Annotated in this window: 15 protein-coding genes; 4 read left to right on the top strand and 11 right to left on the bottom strand. The window is 63.9% G+C overall.

What is annotated here, in order from left to right:
• Positions 1-196 precede the first annotated feature (196 nt).
• Positions 197-1633, top strand: coding sequence for an MFS transporter (locus AC0NIE_RS10090; protein WP_473487983.1), 1437 nt, complete (start codon positions 197-199; stop codon positions 1631-1633).
• Here AC0NIE_RS10090 and coaBC read toward each other — a convergent pair.
• The 3 genes from coaBC to ubiE all read right to left on the bottom strand — a co-directional run bounded on the left by coaBC (position 1630) and on the right by ubiE (position 5530).
• Positions 1630-3099: a bifunctional phosphopantothenoylcysteine decarboxylase/phosphopantothenate--cysteine ligase CoaBC gene (gene coaBC / locus AC0NIE_RS10085; RefSeq protein ID WP_473487984.1), complete on the bottom strand. Its 1470-nt coding sequence runs from the start codon at positions 3097-3099 to the stop codon at positions 1630-1632. The genes AC0NIE_RS10090 and coaBC overlap by 4 nt on opposite strands.
• 66 nt (positions 3100-3165) lie before the next feature.
• The gene (gene ubiB / locus AC0NIE_RS10080) at positions 3166-4740 is read right to left on the bottom strand and encodes a 2-polyprenylphenol 6-hydroxylase (protein WP_473487985.1); all 1575 of its coding nucleotides are present in this window, start codon (positions 4738-4740) and stop codon (positions 3166-3168) included.
• A 13-nt stretch (positions 4741-4753) separates the two neighbouring features.
• Positions 4754-5530, bottom strand: coding sequence for a bifunctional demethylmenaquinone methyltransferase/2-methoxy-6-polyprenyl-1,4-benzoquinol methylase UbiE (ubiE, locus tag AC0NIE_RS10075; RefSeq protein WP_473487986.1), 777 nt, complete (start codon positions 5528-5530; stop codon positions 4754-4756).
• Positions 5531-5678: 148 nt separating this feature from the next.
• On the opposite strand from ubiE, the gene AC0NIE_RS10070 reads away from it, so the two are divergent.
• The 3 genes from AC0NIE_RS10070 to AC0NIE_RS10060 all read left to right on the top strand — a co-directional run bounded on the left by AC0NIE_RS10070 (position 5679) and on the right by AC0NIE_RS10060 (position 8162).
• The gene (locus tag AC0NIE_RS10070) at positions 5679-6653 is read left to right on the top strand and encodes an adenosine deaminase (protein ID WP_473487987.1); all 975 of its coding nucleotides are present in this window, start codon (positions 5679-5681) and stop codon (positions 6651-6653) included.
• A gap of 208 nt (positions 6654-6861) precedes the next feature.
• Positions 6862-7491, top strand: coding sequence for a uracil phosphoribosyltransferase (gene upp / locus AC0NIE_RS10065; protein ID WP_123151264.1), 630 nt, complete (start codon positions 6862-6864; stop codon positions 7489-7491).
• Between the two features lie 107 nt (positions 7492-7598).
• Positions 7599-8162: a TIGR02281 family clan AA aspartic protease gene (locus AC0NIE_RS10060; protein ID WP_473487988.1), complete on the top strand. Its 564-nt coding sequence runs from the start codon at positions 7599-7601 to the stop codon at positions 8160-8162.
• Between the two features lie 59 nt (positions 8163-8221).
• On the opposite strand, the gene deoA is transcribed toward AC0NIE_RS10060, so the two are convergent.
• The 8 genes from deoA to AC0NIE_RS10020 form a co-directional block, all read right to left on the bottom strand.
• On the bottom strand, positions 8222-9541 hold the full coding sequence (deoA, locus tag AC0NIE_RS10055; RefSeq protein WP_473487989.1) for a thymidine phosphorylase: 1320 nt from the start codon (positions 9539-9541) through the stop codon (positions 8222-8224).
• A complete protein-coding gene (locus AC0NIE_RS10050; RefSeq protein ID WP_473487990.1) occupies positions 9541-10359 on the bottom strand; it encodes a purine-nucleoside phosphorylase in 819 nt (272 codons plus the stop codon). The genes deoA and AC0NIE_RS10050 overlap by 1 nt, the downstream gene beginning before the upstream one ends.
• Before the next feature lie 13 nt (positions 10360-10372).
• Positions 10373-10765, bottom strand: a complete 393-nt coding sequence (cdd, locus tag AC0NIE_RS10045) for a cytidine deaminase (protein ID WP_123151268.1) — start codon at positions 10763-10765, stop codon at positions 10373-10375.
• 80 nt (positions 10766-10845) lie between these two features.
• Positions 10846-11817 carry an ABC transporter permease gene (locus AC0NIE_RS10040; RefSeq protein WP_473487991.1) on the bottom strand — a complete coding sequence of 324 codons (972 nt, stop codon included), beginning with the start codon at positions 11815-11817 and terminating at the stop codon, positions 10846-10848.
• A 1-nt stretch (position 11818) separates the two neighbouring features.
• On the bottom strand, positions 11819-12958 hold the full coding sequence (locus tag AC0NIE_RS10035) for an ABC transporter permease (protein ID WP_473487992.1): 1140 nt from the start codon (positions 12956-12958) through the stop codon (positions 11819-11821).
• Positions 12955-14487, bottom strand: coding sequence for an ABC transporter ATP-binding protein (locus AC0NIE_RS10030; protein WP_473487993.1), 1533 nt, complete (start codon positions 14485-14487; stop codon positions 12955-12957). Before AC0NIE_RS10030 ends, AC0NIE_RS10035 begins: the two co-directional genes overlap by 4 nt.
• A gap of 575 nt (positions 14488-15062) precedes the next feature.
• Positions 15063-16073, bottom strand: a complete 1011-nt coding sequence (locus tag AC0NIE_RS10025; RefSeq protein WP_473487994.1) for a HupE/UreJ family protein — start codon at positions 16071-16073, stop codon at positions 15063-15065.
• 17 nt (positions 16074-16090) lie between these two features.
• Positions 16091-16924, bottom strand: a complete 834-nt coding sequence (locus AC0NIE_RS10020; protein ID WP_473487995.1) for a peptidyl-prolyl cis-trans isomerase — start codon at positions 16922-16924, stop codon at positions 16091-16093.
• Positions 16925-17102: the final 178 nt, after the last annotated feature.

Here is a 17102-nt window from a genome sequence, read left to right as displayed (position 1 = left end):
ATGATCATCGCCGGCATCAACCTTCGATCACCCTGACTTCTCGCGTTCATCAGCATCTCAGCGCACCCGCAAAAACCGCTTGAGCTCAACTGCGGTTGAGGTTCTACAACCCGTCCCCGAAGCGCCGCGTGCCCGTTGGAGACGAAGAGCGCTCCACCATTTTTGAATCGGCGTATAAGAAAGTTCGGAGGGCGGGGTGACCGAAACCAGCACAAACAGGGTCGATTGGCGCGCGCTGTGGGCGAGCGGCGATCTGGCGCGCTTTTGCTTCATCAGCCTCGGCATCCTGCTGCACGCCACCAACGAAACCATGGTGGCAACGGTGATGCCGGCCATGGTCGGCGAACTCGCCGGCGTTCAGCTGGTCGGCTGGTCGCTGGCGATCTACGAGCTCGGCGCCATCGTCGCCGGCGCCGCCGCCGGACGGCTGGTGAGCTATGTCGCGCTGCGCACCAACATGGTGGTCGCCGCCCTGCTCTATGCCGCCGGTGCCCTGGTCTGCGCCATCGCGCCCTCCATGCCGCTGTTCCTGACCGGCCGCCTGATCGAGGGGCTTGGCGGCGGCGCGCTGGTGTCGCTGGCCTTCGTCTCGGTCGAACGGCTGTTTCCACGCGCCATCTGGCCGCAGCTTTTCGGTGTCATGTCGGCGATCTGGGGCGTCGCCGCCTTCAGCGGGCCGGTGCTCGGTGCATTGATGACCGAGTTGCTCTCCTGGCGTTGGGCTTTCGGTATCTTCACGATCGGCGGCACGGCCATGGCGCTGGCGAGCTTCATCGTGCTCGACACGCCTGAGGCAACCAGGCCGCAGGCGATCACTGGAACGGCGCCGCCGTTCCCCTTTGCCGCGCTCGGCTGCCTGGCCGTCAGCGTCGTGCTGATCGCCACGGCCGGTGTCGACATTGCCCTGCTGCGCTCGTCCCTGCTGCTTACGCTCGGCCTGATCGGGCTTGCACTGTTCATCCGCATCGACGCGCTGAAGCCGGGCTCGCGGCTGTTTCCGTCGCGGCTGTTCTCCTGGCGCTCGCCGGTCGGCGCAGGCATGACCATGGTCGCCGCCTTTTCGGTGGCGACCTGTTCCTTCGCCGTCTACGGGCCGCTGCTTCTGACCAGCCTGCACGGCATTCCGATCCTGACCACCGGCTATATCATCGCCGCCGAATCGATCGCCTGGTCGATCCTGTCGATCCTCGTCGCCAATGCGCCGCCGGAACGCGAGAGGCTGATCATCACCGGCGGCGCACTGATGATCGCGGCCGGCATCGCCGGTTTCGCCTACGCCGTGCCGGCAGGTTCGATTCCGCTGATCCTGTTTTGCGCTTTGCTGCAAGGCGGCGGCTTCGGCATTGCCTGGCCCTTCGTTACACGCGTGATCGTGGCATCGGCTAGGGACGGCGAACACACGATCGCCTCCGCCGCCGTGCCGACGATGCAGCGCATCGGCTATGCGGTCGGTGCCGCGTTGACCGGCATCGTCGCCAACGCCAGCGGTTTTTCCGAAGGCCTGAACCGTGCGGCGGCGGCAAATGTCGCCACCTGGCTGTTCCTCGCCTTCGTGCCACTCGGGATTCTAGGATGCCTTGCAGCGCTGAGGATCTCGGGGCCGGCAGCCCGGCCACAGGAAGCGACGGGCTAGACAGTAATCGTCTTCAGCCGTTCGGCGATCAAGGCGGCGAGCCGCGTCGCCACCTCGTCCTTGCTCATCTCAGGCCATTCGTCGACACCGGCCTTCGAGACGAGCCGCACCTTGTTGCGGTCGCCGCCCATCACGCCCGAAGACCCCATGCCGCTGTCATGCGACACATCGTTGGCGACGATGAAGTCGGCGCCCTTTTTCCTGAGCTTGGCCTCGGCGTTCCTGACGAGATCCTGCGTCTCGGCGGCGAAGCCGACGACCAGGCTGGGCCGCTTCCTGTGATGACCGACACCGGCAAGAATGTCAGGGTTTTCGACCATCTGCAGCGCCGGCGGCCCCTCGCCCGCCACCTTCTTGATCTTCTCGCCGGCCGAAGTCTCGCTGCGCCAGTCGGCAACCGCAGCGACGAATACGGCCGCGTCCGCCGGCAAAAGCTGTTCGACCGCGTCCTTCATCTCGTTCGCGGTTTCGACATGCTGCGTGGTGACACCAGCGGGATCGGCAATGCCAACCGGACCGGAGACGAGGCGCACATCGGCGCCCAGCCTTGCCAGCGCCGCCGCGATGGCATGGCCCTGCTTGCCGGAAGAACGGTTGGCGATGTAGCGCACCGGGTCGATCGGCTCATGCGTCGGCCCAGAGGTGACGATGATCTTCCTGCCTGCCAGCGGCTTCGGACTGATATCGAGCAGCGCCCCGATCGCGGCAACGATTTCCAGCGGCTCGGCCATACGGCCTTCGCCCGCCTCATTGCTCTCGGCCATCTCACCCTTTGCCGGGCCGACGAATGCGACGCCATCCTTCTGCAACGTCGCGCGGTTGCGCCGGGTCGCCGGATGCGACCACATTTTCGGGTTCATGGCGGGCGCCATCAAAACCGGCTTGTCGGTGGCGATAAGCACGGTCGAGGCGAGGTCGTTGGCATGGCCGTTGGCAAGCTTCGCCATCAGGTCGGCGGTGGCCGGCGCCACGACGACAAGGTCGGCCTCGCGCGACAGGCGGATGTGGCCGACATCGTGCTCGTCATTGCGGTCGAACAAATCGGTGAAGACGTGGTCGGCCGACAGCGCTCCAACCGACAGCGTGGTGACGAATTCCTGCGCCGCAGCGGTCATCACCACGCGCACGGCGGCATCGCGCTCACGCAGCCGGCGGATCAAGTCGAGCGCCTTGTAGGCGGCGATGCCGCCGCCGATGATCAGCAGGATTCGCTTGCCGGAGAGGGTGCCTCGCGGGATCTGGCTGGACACGGCGGCAACTGGCGTTGCCGGACCGTGCGAGCCTGTCAATTCGCGCAGGGTTTTCTCGATCTGGTCGATGCGGCCGACCGGACCGAGCTGCCCTTCGACCGCCGCCCGGATCATAACCCGCGCTTGTTCTTCCATCGAGCGGTCATTCTCTGCCGCCAGCCGGCGCAGCAGGTCCTTGACCTCGTCATCAAGGTTGCGAATGGTGATGCTGGCCATATGATTGCATTTTTGCTGATATGTTGAATGCAATGATAGCAATGCAATCAATTCAGGGCAAGCCGGCTAGAAAATCCGCCACGCGATGTAGACCAGCGTCAGCGCGATCACCCACAGCGCCAGCCGGCCGGATCTGCTATAGCGCGCCTCGGCCTTGCCGATCGCATGCGCCGTCCTTTCGTCGAAGCGCAGCCCGTGTTCGGCCATCAGATCGATCTCGCGCGACAGCCGCTCGGTGCGGGCGGCGAGGTCCGGCGCCTGGCGGGCCAGCGCCAGCAGCGCGTTGGCGCCGTCGCGTGCGTCGGCCAGCAGAGCACGCGGGCCGAGATTGCCTGATATCCAGCCGCCGACCACCGGTTCGGACGTCTTCCACATGTTGAAGGCCGGGTCGAGGGTGCGGGCAACGCCCTCGACCACCACCATGGTCTTCTGCAGCAGCACCAGTTCGGACCGCGTCGCCATATCGAAGAGGTCGGTCACCTCGAACAGGAGCGCCAAGAGCTTGGCCATCGAGATGGTTTCGGCCGGCTGACCGTGGATCGGCTCGCCTATGGCGCGGATCGCCTGGGCGAATGCCGCGACATTATGCCGGCGCGGCACGTAGCCGGCCTCGAAATGCACTTCGGCGACGCGCAGATAGTCACGGGTGATGAAGCCGTAGAGGATTTCGGCGAGAAAACGGCGCTCCTTCTTGCCGAGCCGGCCGGCAATGCCGAGATCGACAGCGACGATGGTGCCATTAGGCTCGACGAAGAGGTTTCCCGGATGCATGTCGGCGTGGAAAAAACCGTCACGCAGCGTATGGCGCAGGAACGACTGGACCAGATTGGCGGCGATCGCCTTCAGATCGTGGCCGGCGGCAGCGAGGCTGGCAATGTCGTTCAGCTTGATGCCGTCGACCCATTCCATGGTCAGCACGTCGCGGCCGGTGCGTTCCCAATCGACGGTCGGCACGCGAAAGCCGGGATCGTCCTTGGTGTTCTCGCCGAGCTCCGAAAGCGCTGCCGCCTCGAGCCTCAGGTCCATTTCGATCTTGGTGGTCTGCGCCAGCGTCTCGGTCACTTCGACCGGCCGCAGCCGGCGCGACGACGGGATGTATTTTTCCTGGAGACGAGCGGCGAGGAAATAGCTTTCGAGATCGCGAAAGAAGCGGCGCCGCACGCCCGGCCGGATGACCTTCACCGCCACCCGCGAACCGACGCCGTTCTCCAGGGTTTCCGCGAAATGGACCTGAGCGATCGAAGCCGCGGCAACGGCCTCGCCGAAACTGGTGTAGAGTTCGCCGACCTTGCGCCCGAGCGAAGCTTCTATCGCCGCAATGGCATCGGCCTGCGGAAAGGTCTGCATCTTGTCCTGCAGCATGGCGAGATCGAGCGCTATGTCGTTGCCGACGACATCGGGCCGGGTCGCCAGGAACTGGCCGAGCTTGACATAGGATGGGCCGAGCCGGACGACGGCCTTGGCCAGCCGGTCGCCACGCTCATAGGCAAGCGCGCGGCGGCGGGTGAACAGCCGCGCTATCCGCCAGCCGAGTTTCGGCAGACCGAAGAGCTCGTCGCCCGGCAGCGCCGCGACGACGCCTTCGCGGACCAGCACCCAGCCGGCCCGCACGAGCCTGAAACCAGCGCCGACACTGCTCATGACTGCGCCAGCCTCAAAGCTTCCAGCCCGAATGAAGCGCAGCTATGCCGCCGGAATAATTGCGAAAAGAAGCGCGCTCGAAGCCGGCTCGGGAAATCATCGCCGCGAAATTCTGCTGATTGGGAAATTTGCGGATCGATTCGACCAAGTAGGAATAGGGCTCGCCGTCGCCGGTCACCGCCTTGCCGATCCTGGGGATGGCATTGAACGACCACGCCTCATAGACCTTGTCGAGCAGAGGCATGTCGACCTCGGAAAATTCGAGGCAGAGGAAGCGCCCGCCGGGCTTCAGCACGCGATAGGCTTCGGCAAGCGCCACATCGATGCGCGGCACGTTGCGAATGCCGAAAGCGATCGTGTAGGCGTCGAAACTGGCCTCAGTGAAAGGCAGCTCCTCGGCATTGGCTTCGACGAAATCGGTGTTATCAGTCAGGCCCTTTTTTTCGGCCCGGTCGCGGCCGACCGCGAGCATCGAGCCGTTGATGTCGAGAACCGTGGCATGGGCGTTCCTGCCGCTCGCCTCGACGATGCGGAAGGCGATGTCGCCGGTGCCGCCGGCAACGTCGAGAACGCTCCAGCCCGGTCGTTTCGGTGGATTGAGCCATGTGACCATGGCGTCCTTCCACAGCCGGTGCAGCCCGGCCGACATCAGGTCGTTCATCAGATCGTAGCGGTTCGCGACCTTGTGGAAAACGTCATTGACCAGGGACTGCTTCTCGCCTGCCCCTACACGCTTGAAACCATAGGAGGTTTCCATGCCGCCAACGGCCGTGGTTCTCTCTACCGACATTATTTTTGATCCGCCATAAAACCGGCGGGACCATAGCCGATCGATGGTGCCGACGCTATTGTTTAAGGCGCGGTGTTCGGCCGCGCTTCCCGGTCGTGGAATCATGCTTATGGGTGCGCGACCTGGACTGACCTGACGGGATGACTGCATGCCTTTGAAAGCGGAACTGCACTGCCATATCGAAGGGGCAGCGGCGCCCGAACTCGTCGTCCGCCAGGCGCAGAAATACGGCAAGGACACCTCGCCCTACATTCAGGACAGCTCTTTCGTCTGGCACGATTTCACCTCCTTCCTCGCCGCCTATGACTTCTCCTCCGACCTGTTCCGCACGGAAGAGGACTATGCGCGGCTGGCCGATCATTACCTGACAAGCCTCGCCCGCGACGGAGCCATCTATTCCGAGATCTTCACCTCGCCGGACCACGCCGGCAACGCCGGCCTGTCGGCCAAGGCCTATACGGATGCGCTTGGCGAAGGCATGGCGCGCGCCAAGGCCAAGACCGGCATCGAGGGCCGCATGATCGTCACTGGCGTGCGCAACGCCGGCGTCGAATCGATAGAGCAGGCGGCGCGCTTCGCCGCCCGCTGCGGGCATCCGCTGGTCACCGGCTTCGGCGTCGCCGGCGACGAGCGGATGGGCGATCTGGAGGATTATGTCAGGGCTTTCGAAATCGCGCGGGAGGCCGGCCTCGGCATCACCGTCCATGCCGGCGAACTGATGGGCTGGGAGAGTGTCAAGGCCGCACTCGATCACATCCGCCCCGCCCGCATCGGCCATGGCGTGCGCGCCATCGAAAACCCCGACCTTGTTCGTCGCATCACCGAGGAAGGCGTCGTGCTCGAATGCTGTCCCAGCTCCAACATCGCGCTGAAGGTCTTCGATAGTTTCGCCGATCACCCTTTTCCGGCACTGCAGGCGGCAGGCTGCAAGGTGACGCTAAACTCTGACGATCCGCCCTATTTCTGGACGTCGCTGAAGCGCGAATACGACATTGCCGCAGAGCATTTTTCGATGAACGACAAGGCGCTCGCCGCCGTCACCAGAACCGCCATCGAGGCCGCCTTCGTCGACAAGAAGACTAAGGCAATGCTGCTGGGCCGGCTCGACGTCAAGGGCAGGTGAATGGTGAATGGTGAATGGTGAATGGTCCACCCGGCGCTTCGGTCCCTCAAGCGCGAATTTTTCCGCTCAACCAAAGACCCGCAAACCCATTCACCATTCACCATTCACCGGACCGTCAACCGCGAGTTTTTCCGCTGAACCAAGGACTCGCAAACCTATTCACTATTCACTATTCACCATTCACTAACTGCGCAGCTAGGAGAACACCATGCAGGGCGTCACTGTCGTCGACCACCCGCTTGTCCAGCACAAGCTGACCATCATGCGCAAGAAGGAAACCTCGACGGCCGGCTTCCGGCGGCTGTTGCGCGAGATCTCGCTGCTGCTTGGCTACGAGGTTACCCGCAATCTCGAGCTGACGACGACGACGATCGAAACGCCGATCGAGACGATGGAAGCGCCGACGCTGGAAGGCAAGAAGCTGGTCTTCGCCTCGGTGCTGCGCGCCGGCAACGGCTTGCTCGAAGGCCTGCTCGACCTGGTGCCGGCGGCGCGCGTCGCCCATATTGGTCTCTACCGCGACCATGAAACGCTGGAAGCGGTCGAGTATTTCTTCAAGGCGCCGAGCGATCTCGCCGATCGGCTGGTGATCGTCGTCGACCCGATGCTGGCGACCGCCAATTCGGCGATCGCGGCGATCGATAAGCTGAAAGGGCGCGGTGCCACCAACATCCGCTTCCTCTGTCTGCTGGCGGCGCCAGAGGGCCTCGAGCGCTTCACCAAGGCGCATCCCGATGTCCCGGTCTTCACCGCTTCCATCGACCGCCAGCTTAACGAGAAGGGCTACATCATGCCCGGTCTCGGCGACGCCGGCGATCGTCTGTACGGGACCAAATGACCGTGCCGCTCGTTTACCGATCGTTTACGCAAACGGCCGCTTTCCGCATCCGTTAAAGCCGCAAACACCATGTCGCGATAAGCATGGGCCTTCACGAAGGCCGGTCCATGCTGCGCAATCTTCTCATCCTTGGCGTGTTCGCCGTAACATCGGCGTCGTTCCCGATGCTCTATCAGTCGAATCCGCAGATGTTCGAAGGCCTGCTGAAATCGGCGGTCGGGGCCAGGCCGGAGGTCGAAACGCAAACGGACCTGAACCTGGCTGCGGTTCCCGACAGACCGGCGACGCCGCAGCCGCTCGGCCGCAAGGTCGTGGTCACCGCCGACGCGCGCGGGCATTTCACGTCGGCGTTCAAGCTCAACGGTCGAACGGTCGACGGCATGATCGACACCGGCGCAACGCTCGTCGCCATCAACAGTTCGACGGCACGCAGGATCGGCATTTCGCTGAACGCGTTGGACTTCAAACACCAGGTCAACACCGCCAACGGCGCCATCAAGGCTGCCCTGGTGACCGTCGATCGGCTGCAGATCGGCAAGATCACGGTCGACGGCGTTCAGGCGGTGGTGCTCGACGACAAGGCACTGCGCACCAATTTGATCGGCCTGAGTTTTCTCCAGCGGCTTGAAAAGTACCAGGTCGAAAACGGCGCGCTGCTGCTCGTCCAGTGAACCATGATCCCGAAAAGTGGAAACCGGTTTTCGGAAAGATCATGGTCCAATAAAAAAGATCATCCGCGCGGCAGGATCCGCCGGATGACGGTTTTTTCCGCAGGCGGCTTCGAAGCGCCGATCGCATAGGCCGAAAGCACGGCGGCCGCGGCCACTTCGGCATCCCCGGCATTGCGGGCATGGACCAGCGCCAGCGCCTCACCGGCGCGCACCTCCGCGCCGACCGGCAACAGCCGGGTGATGCCGACCGCATGGTCGATCCTGTCGTCCGGCCGTATGCGCCCGCCGCCAAGCCCGACGACGGCAAGCCCGATGTCGCGGGTGGCGATACCTGTGACGAAGCCGTTTTCGGCGGCCTTGACCGCAAACTCCGTCGCCGCCTTCGGCAGGTATTTTTCTGGGTTCTCGACGAAGTCGGCCGGACCGCCGAGCGCCGCCACCATGCGCGCGAAGACGGCGGCGGCACCGCCGCCGGCAAGCGTCTCGGCGGCGCGGCGCATGCCGTCCTGGTTGGACGACACCAGCCCGGCCGACTGCAGCATGTCTGCGGCCAATGCCAGCGTCACATCCTCCAGTCGCCGGTCGCGGAAGCGACCGGTGAGGAAATCGACGGCATTGCGCACCTCGACCGCGTTGCCGGCTGCCGACGCCAGCGGTTCGTTCATGCCGGTGACCAGTGCTGAGGTCTTCAGTCCGGCGCCATTGGCGACTTCGACCAGGCTGTTCGCCAGTGTCGTTGCGTCGCGCGACTTTTCCATGAAGGCGCCGTTGCCGACCTTTACGTCGAGCACCAGCGACTGCAGGCCGGCGGCCAGCTTCTTCGAGAGGATCGAGGCGGTGATCAGCGGCACCGATTCGACGGTTCCCGTCACGTCGCGGATCGCATAGAGCCTGCGGTCGGCGGGCGCGAGATCGGCGGTCTGGCCGATGATGGCGCAGCCGGCTTCAAGCACTGCCTTGCGGAAGCCCGCCACATCCGGCTGGCTGATATAGCCGGGGACGGCATCCATCTTGTCCAGCGTGCCGCCGGTATGGCCGAGGCCGCGGCCGGAAATCATCGGCACATAAGCGCCGCAGGCGGCGACGATCGGCGCCACCAACAGAGAGACATTGTCGCCGACGCCGCCTGTCGAATGCTTGTCCGTGACCGGGCCCGGCAGGTCCGACCAATCGAGCACGTCGCCGGAATCGCGCATGGCCAGCGTCAGCGCCACCGCCTCGTCGCGGCTCATGCCGTTGAAGAACACCGCCATGGCGAACGCCCCGACCTGCCCGTCCGAGACAGTGCCGGCGGTCACGCCTTCGATGAAGCTGGCGATCTCCTGCGTCGACAGCTTGTGGCCGTCGCGCTTGCTGCGAATGATTTCCTGGGGAAGCATCAGGCCGGGACCTTGCTCTCCGGCAATCCGTCCTGGAACACACGCTGGAGGATCGTCGCCAGCCGCGCGCCGCCGACCGGCGCCATGTCCTTGGTCTCCTGGTGCGAAAGCTCCGCCCCGGTCATCCCTGCGGCAAGGTTGGTGATGACCGAGCAGGCGGCGACGCGCAGGCCGAGGAAACGGGCGAGAATGACCTCCGGCACGGTAGACATGCCAACGGCGTTAGCACCCATGACGCGCGCCATGCGGATCTCGGCGGGCGTCTCGAAGCACGGCCCGGAAAACCACATATAGACGCCCTTGTGCAGCGCGGTAGCCGTCGCCTTCGCCGCCGTCTCGATCGCGGCGCGAAGGCCGGTATCATAGGCTTCGGTCAAGCCGACAAAGCGGCGATCGCTCGGCTCGCCGATCAGCGGATTGGAGCCCGAGAAATTGATGTGGTCGGTGATCAGCATCACCGAGCCCGGCCCCATGTCCGGATCGACCGAGCCGGCAGCATTGGTGAGGATCAGTTTCGAGATGCCGATGCCGGCGAGCACCTCCAGCGCCGGCCGCATCGCAGCCGCGTTGCCGTGCTCGTAGTAGTGCGCGCGGCCGGACAGCATCAGCACTGGTGTGCCGGCAAAACGTCCCGCCACCACCTCGCCGGCATGGCCGGTGACGCCGCTTCTGGGAAAGCCCGGCAATTCGGCATAGGAAATGCGGACGGCGTCCTCGACCTGGTCGACAAGCCCGCCAAGACCCGAACCCAGCACCAGCGCGGTGGCGGGCGCCAGCCCGTCCAGCCTTTCGACGAGACGATCAAGCGCTTCCTTCATTTCAGCCAGCTCTTCATTTCAACGTGTCGCCCTGGAAGCCGTAGGGCAGCATCTCGCCCATGGTCACGGTCTCGACCACGCCGCCATTGTCGCAGAGATAGAGTTTGGTTTCCGGCCGGCAAAATTCGGCCAGCCGCTGCCGGCAGCCGCCGCAGGGCGAGCATTTCGCCATGCGCTCGGCGATCACCGCGATCTCCGTGATCCTGCCGCCGCCGCCCATGATGTAGTGGCCGAGCGCCGTGGTTTCGGCGCACCAGCCTTCCGGATAGGACGCGACCTCGATGTTGGCGCCGGCAAAGACGCGGCCGTCCTCCGTGCGCAGTGCCGCCCCGACCGGAAACTTCGAATAGGGCGCATAGGCCTTGGCCATGGCGGCCTTAGCTGCTTCGAACAGATCATGCGACATTTAGTTTTTCCCTCGCATGATCTTGTCCGAAAACCGGGTTCCACTTTTCGCTGACGCGGACCTGCGGTTCGAAATCATGCTTAGCGTTCCTTGACATAGGGCACGCCGCCGGCGCGCGGCGGGATAGCCTTGCCGATGAAGCCGGCGAGCAGGATGACGGTGAGGATATAGGGCAGCGCCTGCATCAGCTGTACCGGCACCTTGCCGATCAGCGGCAGCGGTGTGCCCTGCAGGCGGATCGACAGCGCGTCGAGGAAGCCGAACAACAGGCAGGCGAACATGGCGTTGACCGGCTTCCACTTGGCGAAGATCAGCGCGGCCAGGGCGATGTAGCCCTTGCCGGCAGTCATGTCCTTCACGAAGCCGCCATTCTGCACCATCGACAGATAGGCGCCGGCAATACCGGTGAGCACCCCAGTGCAGATCAGCGCCCGGTAGCGCAGCCAGGCGACCGAGATGCCGGCGGTGTCGACCGCGGCCGGGTTCTCGCCGACCGCGCGCATGCGCAAGCCGAAGCGGGTGCGGAACAGCACCCACCAGGTGAACGGCACGGCGAGGAACGCGACATAGACCAGCACGGAATGGCCGGAGATGAGTTCCGAATATATCGGACCGAGGATCGGCACGCCCCTGACCGCGTCCGCACCGGGCCAGATGATCGCCCCGAACCGCTCGCCGGGCGCAAGCGCCGGCGTACGTCCACCTTGCTGGAACCAGGCCTGGCCGAGCATGATCGTCGATCCGGCGGCGATGAAGTTGATCGCCACGCCGGAGACGATCTGATTGCCGCGATGGGTGATCGAGGCAAAGCCGTGGACCAGCGCGAAAGCGACCGAGATGAGAATGGCCATGCCGAGGCCGATAAAGGCGGAATGGAAGACGGAGGCGGCGGCGGCGCCGGCGAACGCGCCGACCAGCATCTTGCCCTCGAGCCCGATGTCGAAAATGCCGGCCCGCTCCGAATAAAGGCCGGCGAGGCAGGCGAGCAGCAAGGGCACCGACAGGCGGATGGTCGAGTCCAGAACCTGGATGACGGCGTTGAACAAATCCATCTCAGGCACCCTTCCCCTTGATCGCTTCCATGCCGACAGATCTCGGGCTGAGCGAGGCGAACAGCGCCTGGACATAGGGCCGGAACATGTGCTCGAGCGCGCCGGCGAACAGGATGACCAGGCCCTGGATGATGACGATCATGTCGCGGCTGATCGCCGGCATCTCGAAGGCGAGCTCGGCGCCGCCCTGGTAGAGCATGCCGAACAATATTGCGGCGAGCACGATGCCGACCGGGTGGAGGCGCCCCATCAGCGCCACGGCGATGCCGACGAACCCGGCGCCCGAAACGAATTCGAGCGCGACATTGTGCTGATCGCCCATCGTCGGGTTGAGCGCCATCATGCCGGCCAGCGCGCCCGAAATCATCATGGCCACGATGATGATGCGGGTCTCCGAAATGCCGGCATAGCGCGCCGCTTTCGAGCTGTGGCCGTAGGTGCGCATCTCGTAGCCGAGCCTGGTGCGCCAGATCAGCACCCAGACCAGAAAGGCCATGGCCAGCGCCAGCAGGAAGCTGATGTTGAATGGCGCCGAACGGATCTTGGCGCCGAACAACTCGATGACCCAGTTGAGCTTCGGCAGTTGCGCGCCTTCTAGGAAGGTACGCGTCTGCGGCGCCATGGAGCCGGGCGGCTTCAAGAATCCGACCAGTGCGTAGACCATGACGCTGGCAGCGATGAAATTGAACATGATGGTGGTGATGACGATGTGCGAGCCGCGCTTGGCCTGCAGATAGGCCGGGATCAGCGCCCACAGCGCCCCCATCGCCGCGGCGGCGATGATCGCCAGCGGGAAGGTGAGCCACCATGGCAGCACGCTGTCGAAGGCCAGGCAGACGATGCCGATGCCGAGACCAGCGATATAGCCCTGGCCCTCGCCACCGATGTTGAACAGGCCGCAATGCGCCGCAATCGCCACAGAAAGCCCGCTGAAGATGAAGGTGGTGGCATAGAAGAGCGTGAAGGCGATGCCTTGCCCACGGCCGAAGGCGCCCTCGACCAGGACGACGGCCGCGCGGAATGGATTTTCGCCAACCAGTAGCACGACGAAGCCGGCGACGACGAAGGCAACGGCGAGATTGATCACCGGGATCAGCCCGTAATCGGCCCAGGCCGGCAGCTTGGCATAAGGCGTGCTCATTCCGCCGCCTCGCGGTGCTCGACACCGGCCATCAGCAGTCCAAGCTCGCCTTCGGTCGCCTCCGGGCCGCGCTCGCCGACGATACGGCCGGCAAACATCACCAGGATGCGGTCGGAGAGCGAGCGGATCTCGTCGAGTTCGACCGACACCACCAGCACCGCCTTGCCCTGGTCGCGCATGGCGATGAGGCGCTTGTGGATGAATTCGATGGCGCCGACATCGACGCCGCGCGTCGGCTGGCCGACGATCAGCACGCCCGGATCCTGTTCCATTTCCCGCGCCAGCACGATCTTCTGCTGGTTGCCGCCGGAGAAATTTGCGGTCTTGAGGCGGCAGTCCGCCGGGCGGATGTCGTATTTGGTGATCTTGTCCCTGGCGTCGTCGCGGATGGCGTCGATGTCGAGGAACGGCCCTTTCACATAGCGCGGATCGTCGTGATAGCCGAGGATCGAATTCTCGTTTTCCTCGAAGGCCAGCACCAGCCCGACATGGTGACGGTCTTCCGGCACATGGGCGAGACCCCGATCGCGCAGTTCGCCGGGATCGGCGGCCCCGGTGAGATCGATCGGTTTGCCGTCGAGCATGACGGAGCCCGAAACGGCGCGCCTGATGCCGGAAATCGCCTCGAGCATTTCGGATTGTCCGTTGCCGGCGACGCCGGCGATGCCGACGATCTCGCCGGCGCGCACATCGAAGGAGATGTCGTCGACCATAGTGACGCCGCGGGAATCCTTCACCGTCAGGTTCTTGACCGCGAGCTTGACGCCGCCGGCTTCCGCCTCGCCCTTCTCGACCCTGAGCAGCACGCGTCGCCCGACCATCAGCTCGGCCAGTTCCTCGACCGTGGTCTTCCTGGTTTCGCGTGTCGCCACCATCGTGCCCTGGCGCATGACCGAGACCGTGTCGGTGATCGCCATGATCTCGCGCAGCTTGTGGGTGATCAGCACGATCGTTTTGCCCTGCTCCTTCAGCTGCTTGAGGATGCGGAACAGATGGTCGGCTTCTGCGGGCGTCAGCACGCCTGTCGGCTCGTCGAGGATCAGGATCTCGGCGCCGCGATACAGCGCCTTGAGGATTTCGACGCGCTGCTGCAGCCCGACCGGCAATTCCTCGATGATCGCATCGGGATCGACCTCCAACCCGTATTCGCGCTCGAGCCGTTCCAGCTCGGACCGCGCCTTGGCGATGCTCTTCTTCAGCAGCGCATCGCTTTCAGCGCCGAGAATGACGTTTTCCAGCACCGTGAAATTGTCGACCAGCATGAAATGCTGGTGCACCATGCCGATGCCGAGCGCGATGGCGTCGTTTGGCGACTTGATCGACGCCGGCTGGCCGCCGACGCGGATCTCGCCGCTGTCGGCCTGGTAGAAGCCATAGAGGATCGACATCAGCGTCGACTTGCCGGCGCCATTCTCGCCGACGATGCCGTGGATGGTGCCGCGCACGATCTCCAGATTGATGTCGCGATTGGCGCGCACGGCGCCAAAACTCTTGTTGATGCCGATCAGCTCGATTGCGGCTTGCGCCATGCAGCCTGTCCCACTTTTATTTTTTTATCGCTTGGTCAAAACGCCTAGCATGACGCCCCGTCTGTGCCAATTGGTCGGAGCAGCGTTCACTCTCGACAAATCACCGCGCGCTTGTCAATTTCGAACGTGCCGCAGCCTTCACATTCGCTATTGCACCGGCCCGAAAACCGGATTCGATTTTTTTGCTTATGTCGAGTTCAACATAAGCCAAACTATGTCGAGTGCACGATTATGTAGAGCCGCCGACCTGCTGCTTCTAACGTCAAGGCATTGGGCAGATTTCTCTCAACATAACCGGTATGCATTTTCCGAATACAGAGAGGGCAAAAATAGCGATCAGATGAAAGAAAGTGTCGCTCGCCGTCACCTCACCGCTAAGCCTACCGCAATGTCGAAAAAGGGTGGGTTTTCTGCCGTAGGTCTCAGCGACCGGAACGAGCAACCAGCGCCACTAGCGGAAGTCCAAGTGCGGCGGACTCTGCCAATAGAATCCGCTGATTCCGAACATCCCCCTCGCGTCGGCGGTACTTTGGTCTTCATGGTCTGAGACCAAGCGCCCCCGAGTATCCGTCGGCTTATGTCCAGAAACCCGTCAGCCTCTCGATAAGCCAGAACGAGGCGAGGGTTCCGATCAAGTAGGTCGTTGCAGTTCTCATCCGGAATGCGGTGGTTGCCGGCAACCGAAGTTGCTTCGCTAACTGCATGGCGCCGAGGACCACGGCAATGAAGGCGAGTTGGCCCAATTCGACGCCGACATTGAAGGCAAAGAGCGCGAGCGGGATGTCGCCTTGCGGCAGGCCGATGTCGATGAGCGCGCTTGCGAAGCCCAGGCCGTGAAGCAGGCCGAACGAGAATGCCACGACCCCAGGCCAACTTGCCATCAGGCTGGGTTGCCCGCGTTGCATTCGCACAATCTCGCTGGCGAGGAGCAGAATACTAAGTGCAATCAGCGCCTCAACCGGCGGTCTCGGCACATGCAGGATACCGAGTGTGGCGAGCGAAAGCGTGATCGAGTGCGCGACGGTGAAGGCGGTGACCGTCAGGAGGAGCATGCGCCGGCCGCTAACGATCAGGATGAGCGCAAGAACGAAGAGCAGATGGTCGAAGCCGAGGAGAATATGCTCGATGCCCTGCATGACGAACGCGCCGACGACCGCGACAGGGCCTTGCGAGGTGGCAACGTCGACCCATGGCTGCGACGGGTGCACCAAGGTGGTCGAATGGGTGCCGTCCGGCATCTGCACGCGGACGAGCACGTCCGTGATGGTTGCCTGGAGGCCGACGAACTCGATCCGTTTGCCCGCGAGCCCGTCAGTGCCGGCCTCGATGACGCTGCGCTCAACGAGCGAATCGGAGAATTCCTGCTGCGCCGGCCCGCTGATGGTGCGGATGTCGTCTGGTAGCTTGATAACTACCGGGAGGCGCATCCCCGACAAGACCGGTGTCCGCCACAGTAGCTGGTAGTGTGTTGACGAGAGCTGATCGACCTGGAGGTAAGCCGGCCGGACCTCGTGCGCGCGGGCGATCGATATCGGCGTGAGTGTGGCGATCAGCAGGCTAAAGAAGGCAAGCCAGCCCCACGACAAGCGACTAGACTGCGCGTTCATTGCGGAACGAAGTCGGCCGCCCGGAGGGCCGACTGCGACAGATCCAGGTCGGCCAGAGCGGCTGCATCAATGGGTGGAACGACGACAGTGTAGCGCGACCGCATCGCTTCGTAGGCGGAGCGCTTGAGTTCCTGTTGTTTCTCGTCGAGCCATGCCGACTTGACGTCCGGTTCAACCTCCTCGAAGGCCGGTGTGCGGCCGGATTCCTTGCCCGTAACGAAAACGAGGTGCCAACCGTAGCCGGATTGAACCGGGCCTCGCCAGGCGTCGGGGTCGAGCGCAAAGAGCGACTTCGTGAATTCGGGACCAAACTCCCTTGTGACCTGTTCGGGGGTACGCTCAGCGTAGTAGTCCCGGAACATGAAAGGGTCGCCGATCGCGGTAAGCTCGGGTGCGTCGGCCGGTTTGGCGGCGATCCCGGCGAGCGCGACCACGGCGGCGTCGCGGGCGCCGGCCCCCCGATCGAGTGTGAAATAGAGGTGGCGGAAGCTTATCCGCGGCGGGAAGGCAAAGCGATCGGCATGCTGCGCGAACCATTGTCGGAGCTCAGCATTGCCTGGATTCTGGAGCGCGGCGACGTCGGCAGTCAGGAAATCCATCTTCTGCGCGAGCCGCCTCTTGATGATCTCGTCGTCCCGGTCGAGCCCGAGCGCGACGGCTTCGCGCGACAGGATTTCCCCGCTCACTTTCTGCTCGATCAATTGGCCCATCTGCTCCGGCGTCGGCAGCTCGCGGCCCTGCGCGACCCATGCGATTGCAAGCTGGCGGACGTCGTCCTTGGTGAGCACGATCTGGTTTGCTACGTCGGTGCGGCCAACAGCCGGATTCAAGAACTCGTAGACCGCGAAGAACAGCGCACCGGCGAGCAGGAAATGGACAAGTGGCTCTCGCAGCAAGTGCCGAACGAGACCCAACGCGCTGGAATGTGGCGCCAGCGGTGTCGCTGCAGCTGCAGGAGGCGGCTGCAGAGCTTGAGGAAGCGAAAGAGAGCGGGACTCTGGCACCATC

The sequence above is a fragment of the Mesorhizobium sp. WSM4842 genome, assembly GCF_055901575.1.
This window is presented reverse-complemented; position numbering and strand designations above follow the sequence as displayed.

Coding starts and splice junctions, on each gene's coding strand:
- cdd (WP_123151268.1), bottom strand. CDS start 10,765: ATGTCGCATGATCTGTTCGAAGCAGCTAAGGCCGCCATGGCCAAGGCC.
- AC0NIE_RS10060 (WP_473487988.1), top strand. CDS start 7,599: ATGCTGCGCAATCTTCTCATCCTTGGCGTGTTCGCCGTAACATCGGCG.
- ubiB (WP_473487985.1), bottom strand. CDS start 4,740: ATGAGCAGTGTCGGCGCTGGTTTCAGGCTCGTGCGGGCCGGCTGGGTG.
- AC0NIE_RS10070 (WP_473487987.1), top strand. CDS start 5,679: ATGCCTTTGAAAGCGGAACTGCACTGCCATATCGAAGGGGCAGCGGCG.
- deoA (WP_473487989.1), bottom strand. CDS start 9,541: ATGCTTCCCCAGGAAATCATTCGCAGCAAGCGCGACGGCCACAAGCTG.
- coaBC (WP_473487984.1), bottom strand. CDS start 3,099: ATGGCCAGCATCACCATTCGCAACCTTGATGACGAGGTCAAGGACCTG.
- AC0NIE_RS10035 (WP_473487992.1), bottom strand. CDS start 12,958: ATGAGCACGCCTTATGCCAAGCTGCCGGCCTGGGCCGATTACGGGCTG.
- upp (WP_123151264.1), top strand. CDS start 6,862: ATGCAGGGCGTCACTGTCGTCGACCACCCGCTTGTCCAGCACAAGCTG.
- AC0NIE_RS10030 (WP_473487993.1), bottom strand. CDS start 14,487: ATGGCGCAAGCCGCAATCGAGCTGATCGGCATCAACAAGAGTTTTGGC.
- ubiE (WP_473487986.1), bottom strand. CDS start 5,530: ATGTCGGTAGAGAGAACCACGGCCGTTGGCGGCATGGAAACCTCCTAT.
- AC0NIE_RS10040 (WP_473487991.1), bottom strand. CDS start 11,817: ATGGATTTGTTCAACGCCGTCATCCAGGTTCTGGACTCGACCATCCGC.
- AC0NIE_RS10050 (WP_473487990.1), bottom strand. CDS start 10,359: ATGAAGGAAGCGCTTGATCGTCTCGTCGAAAGGCTGGACGGGCTGGCG.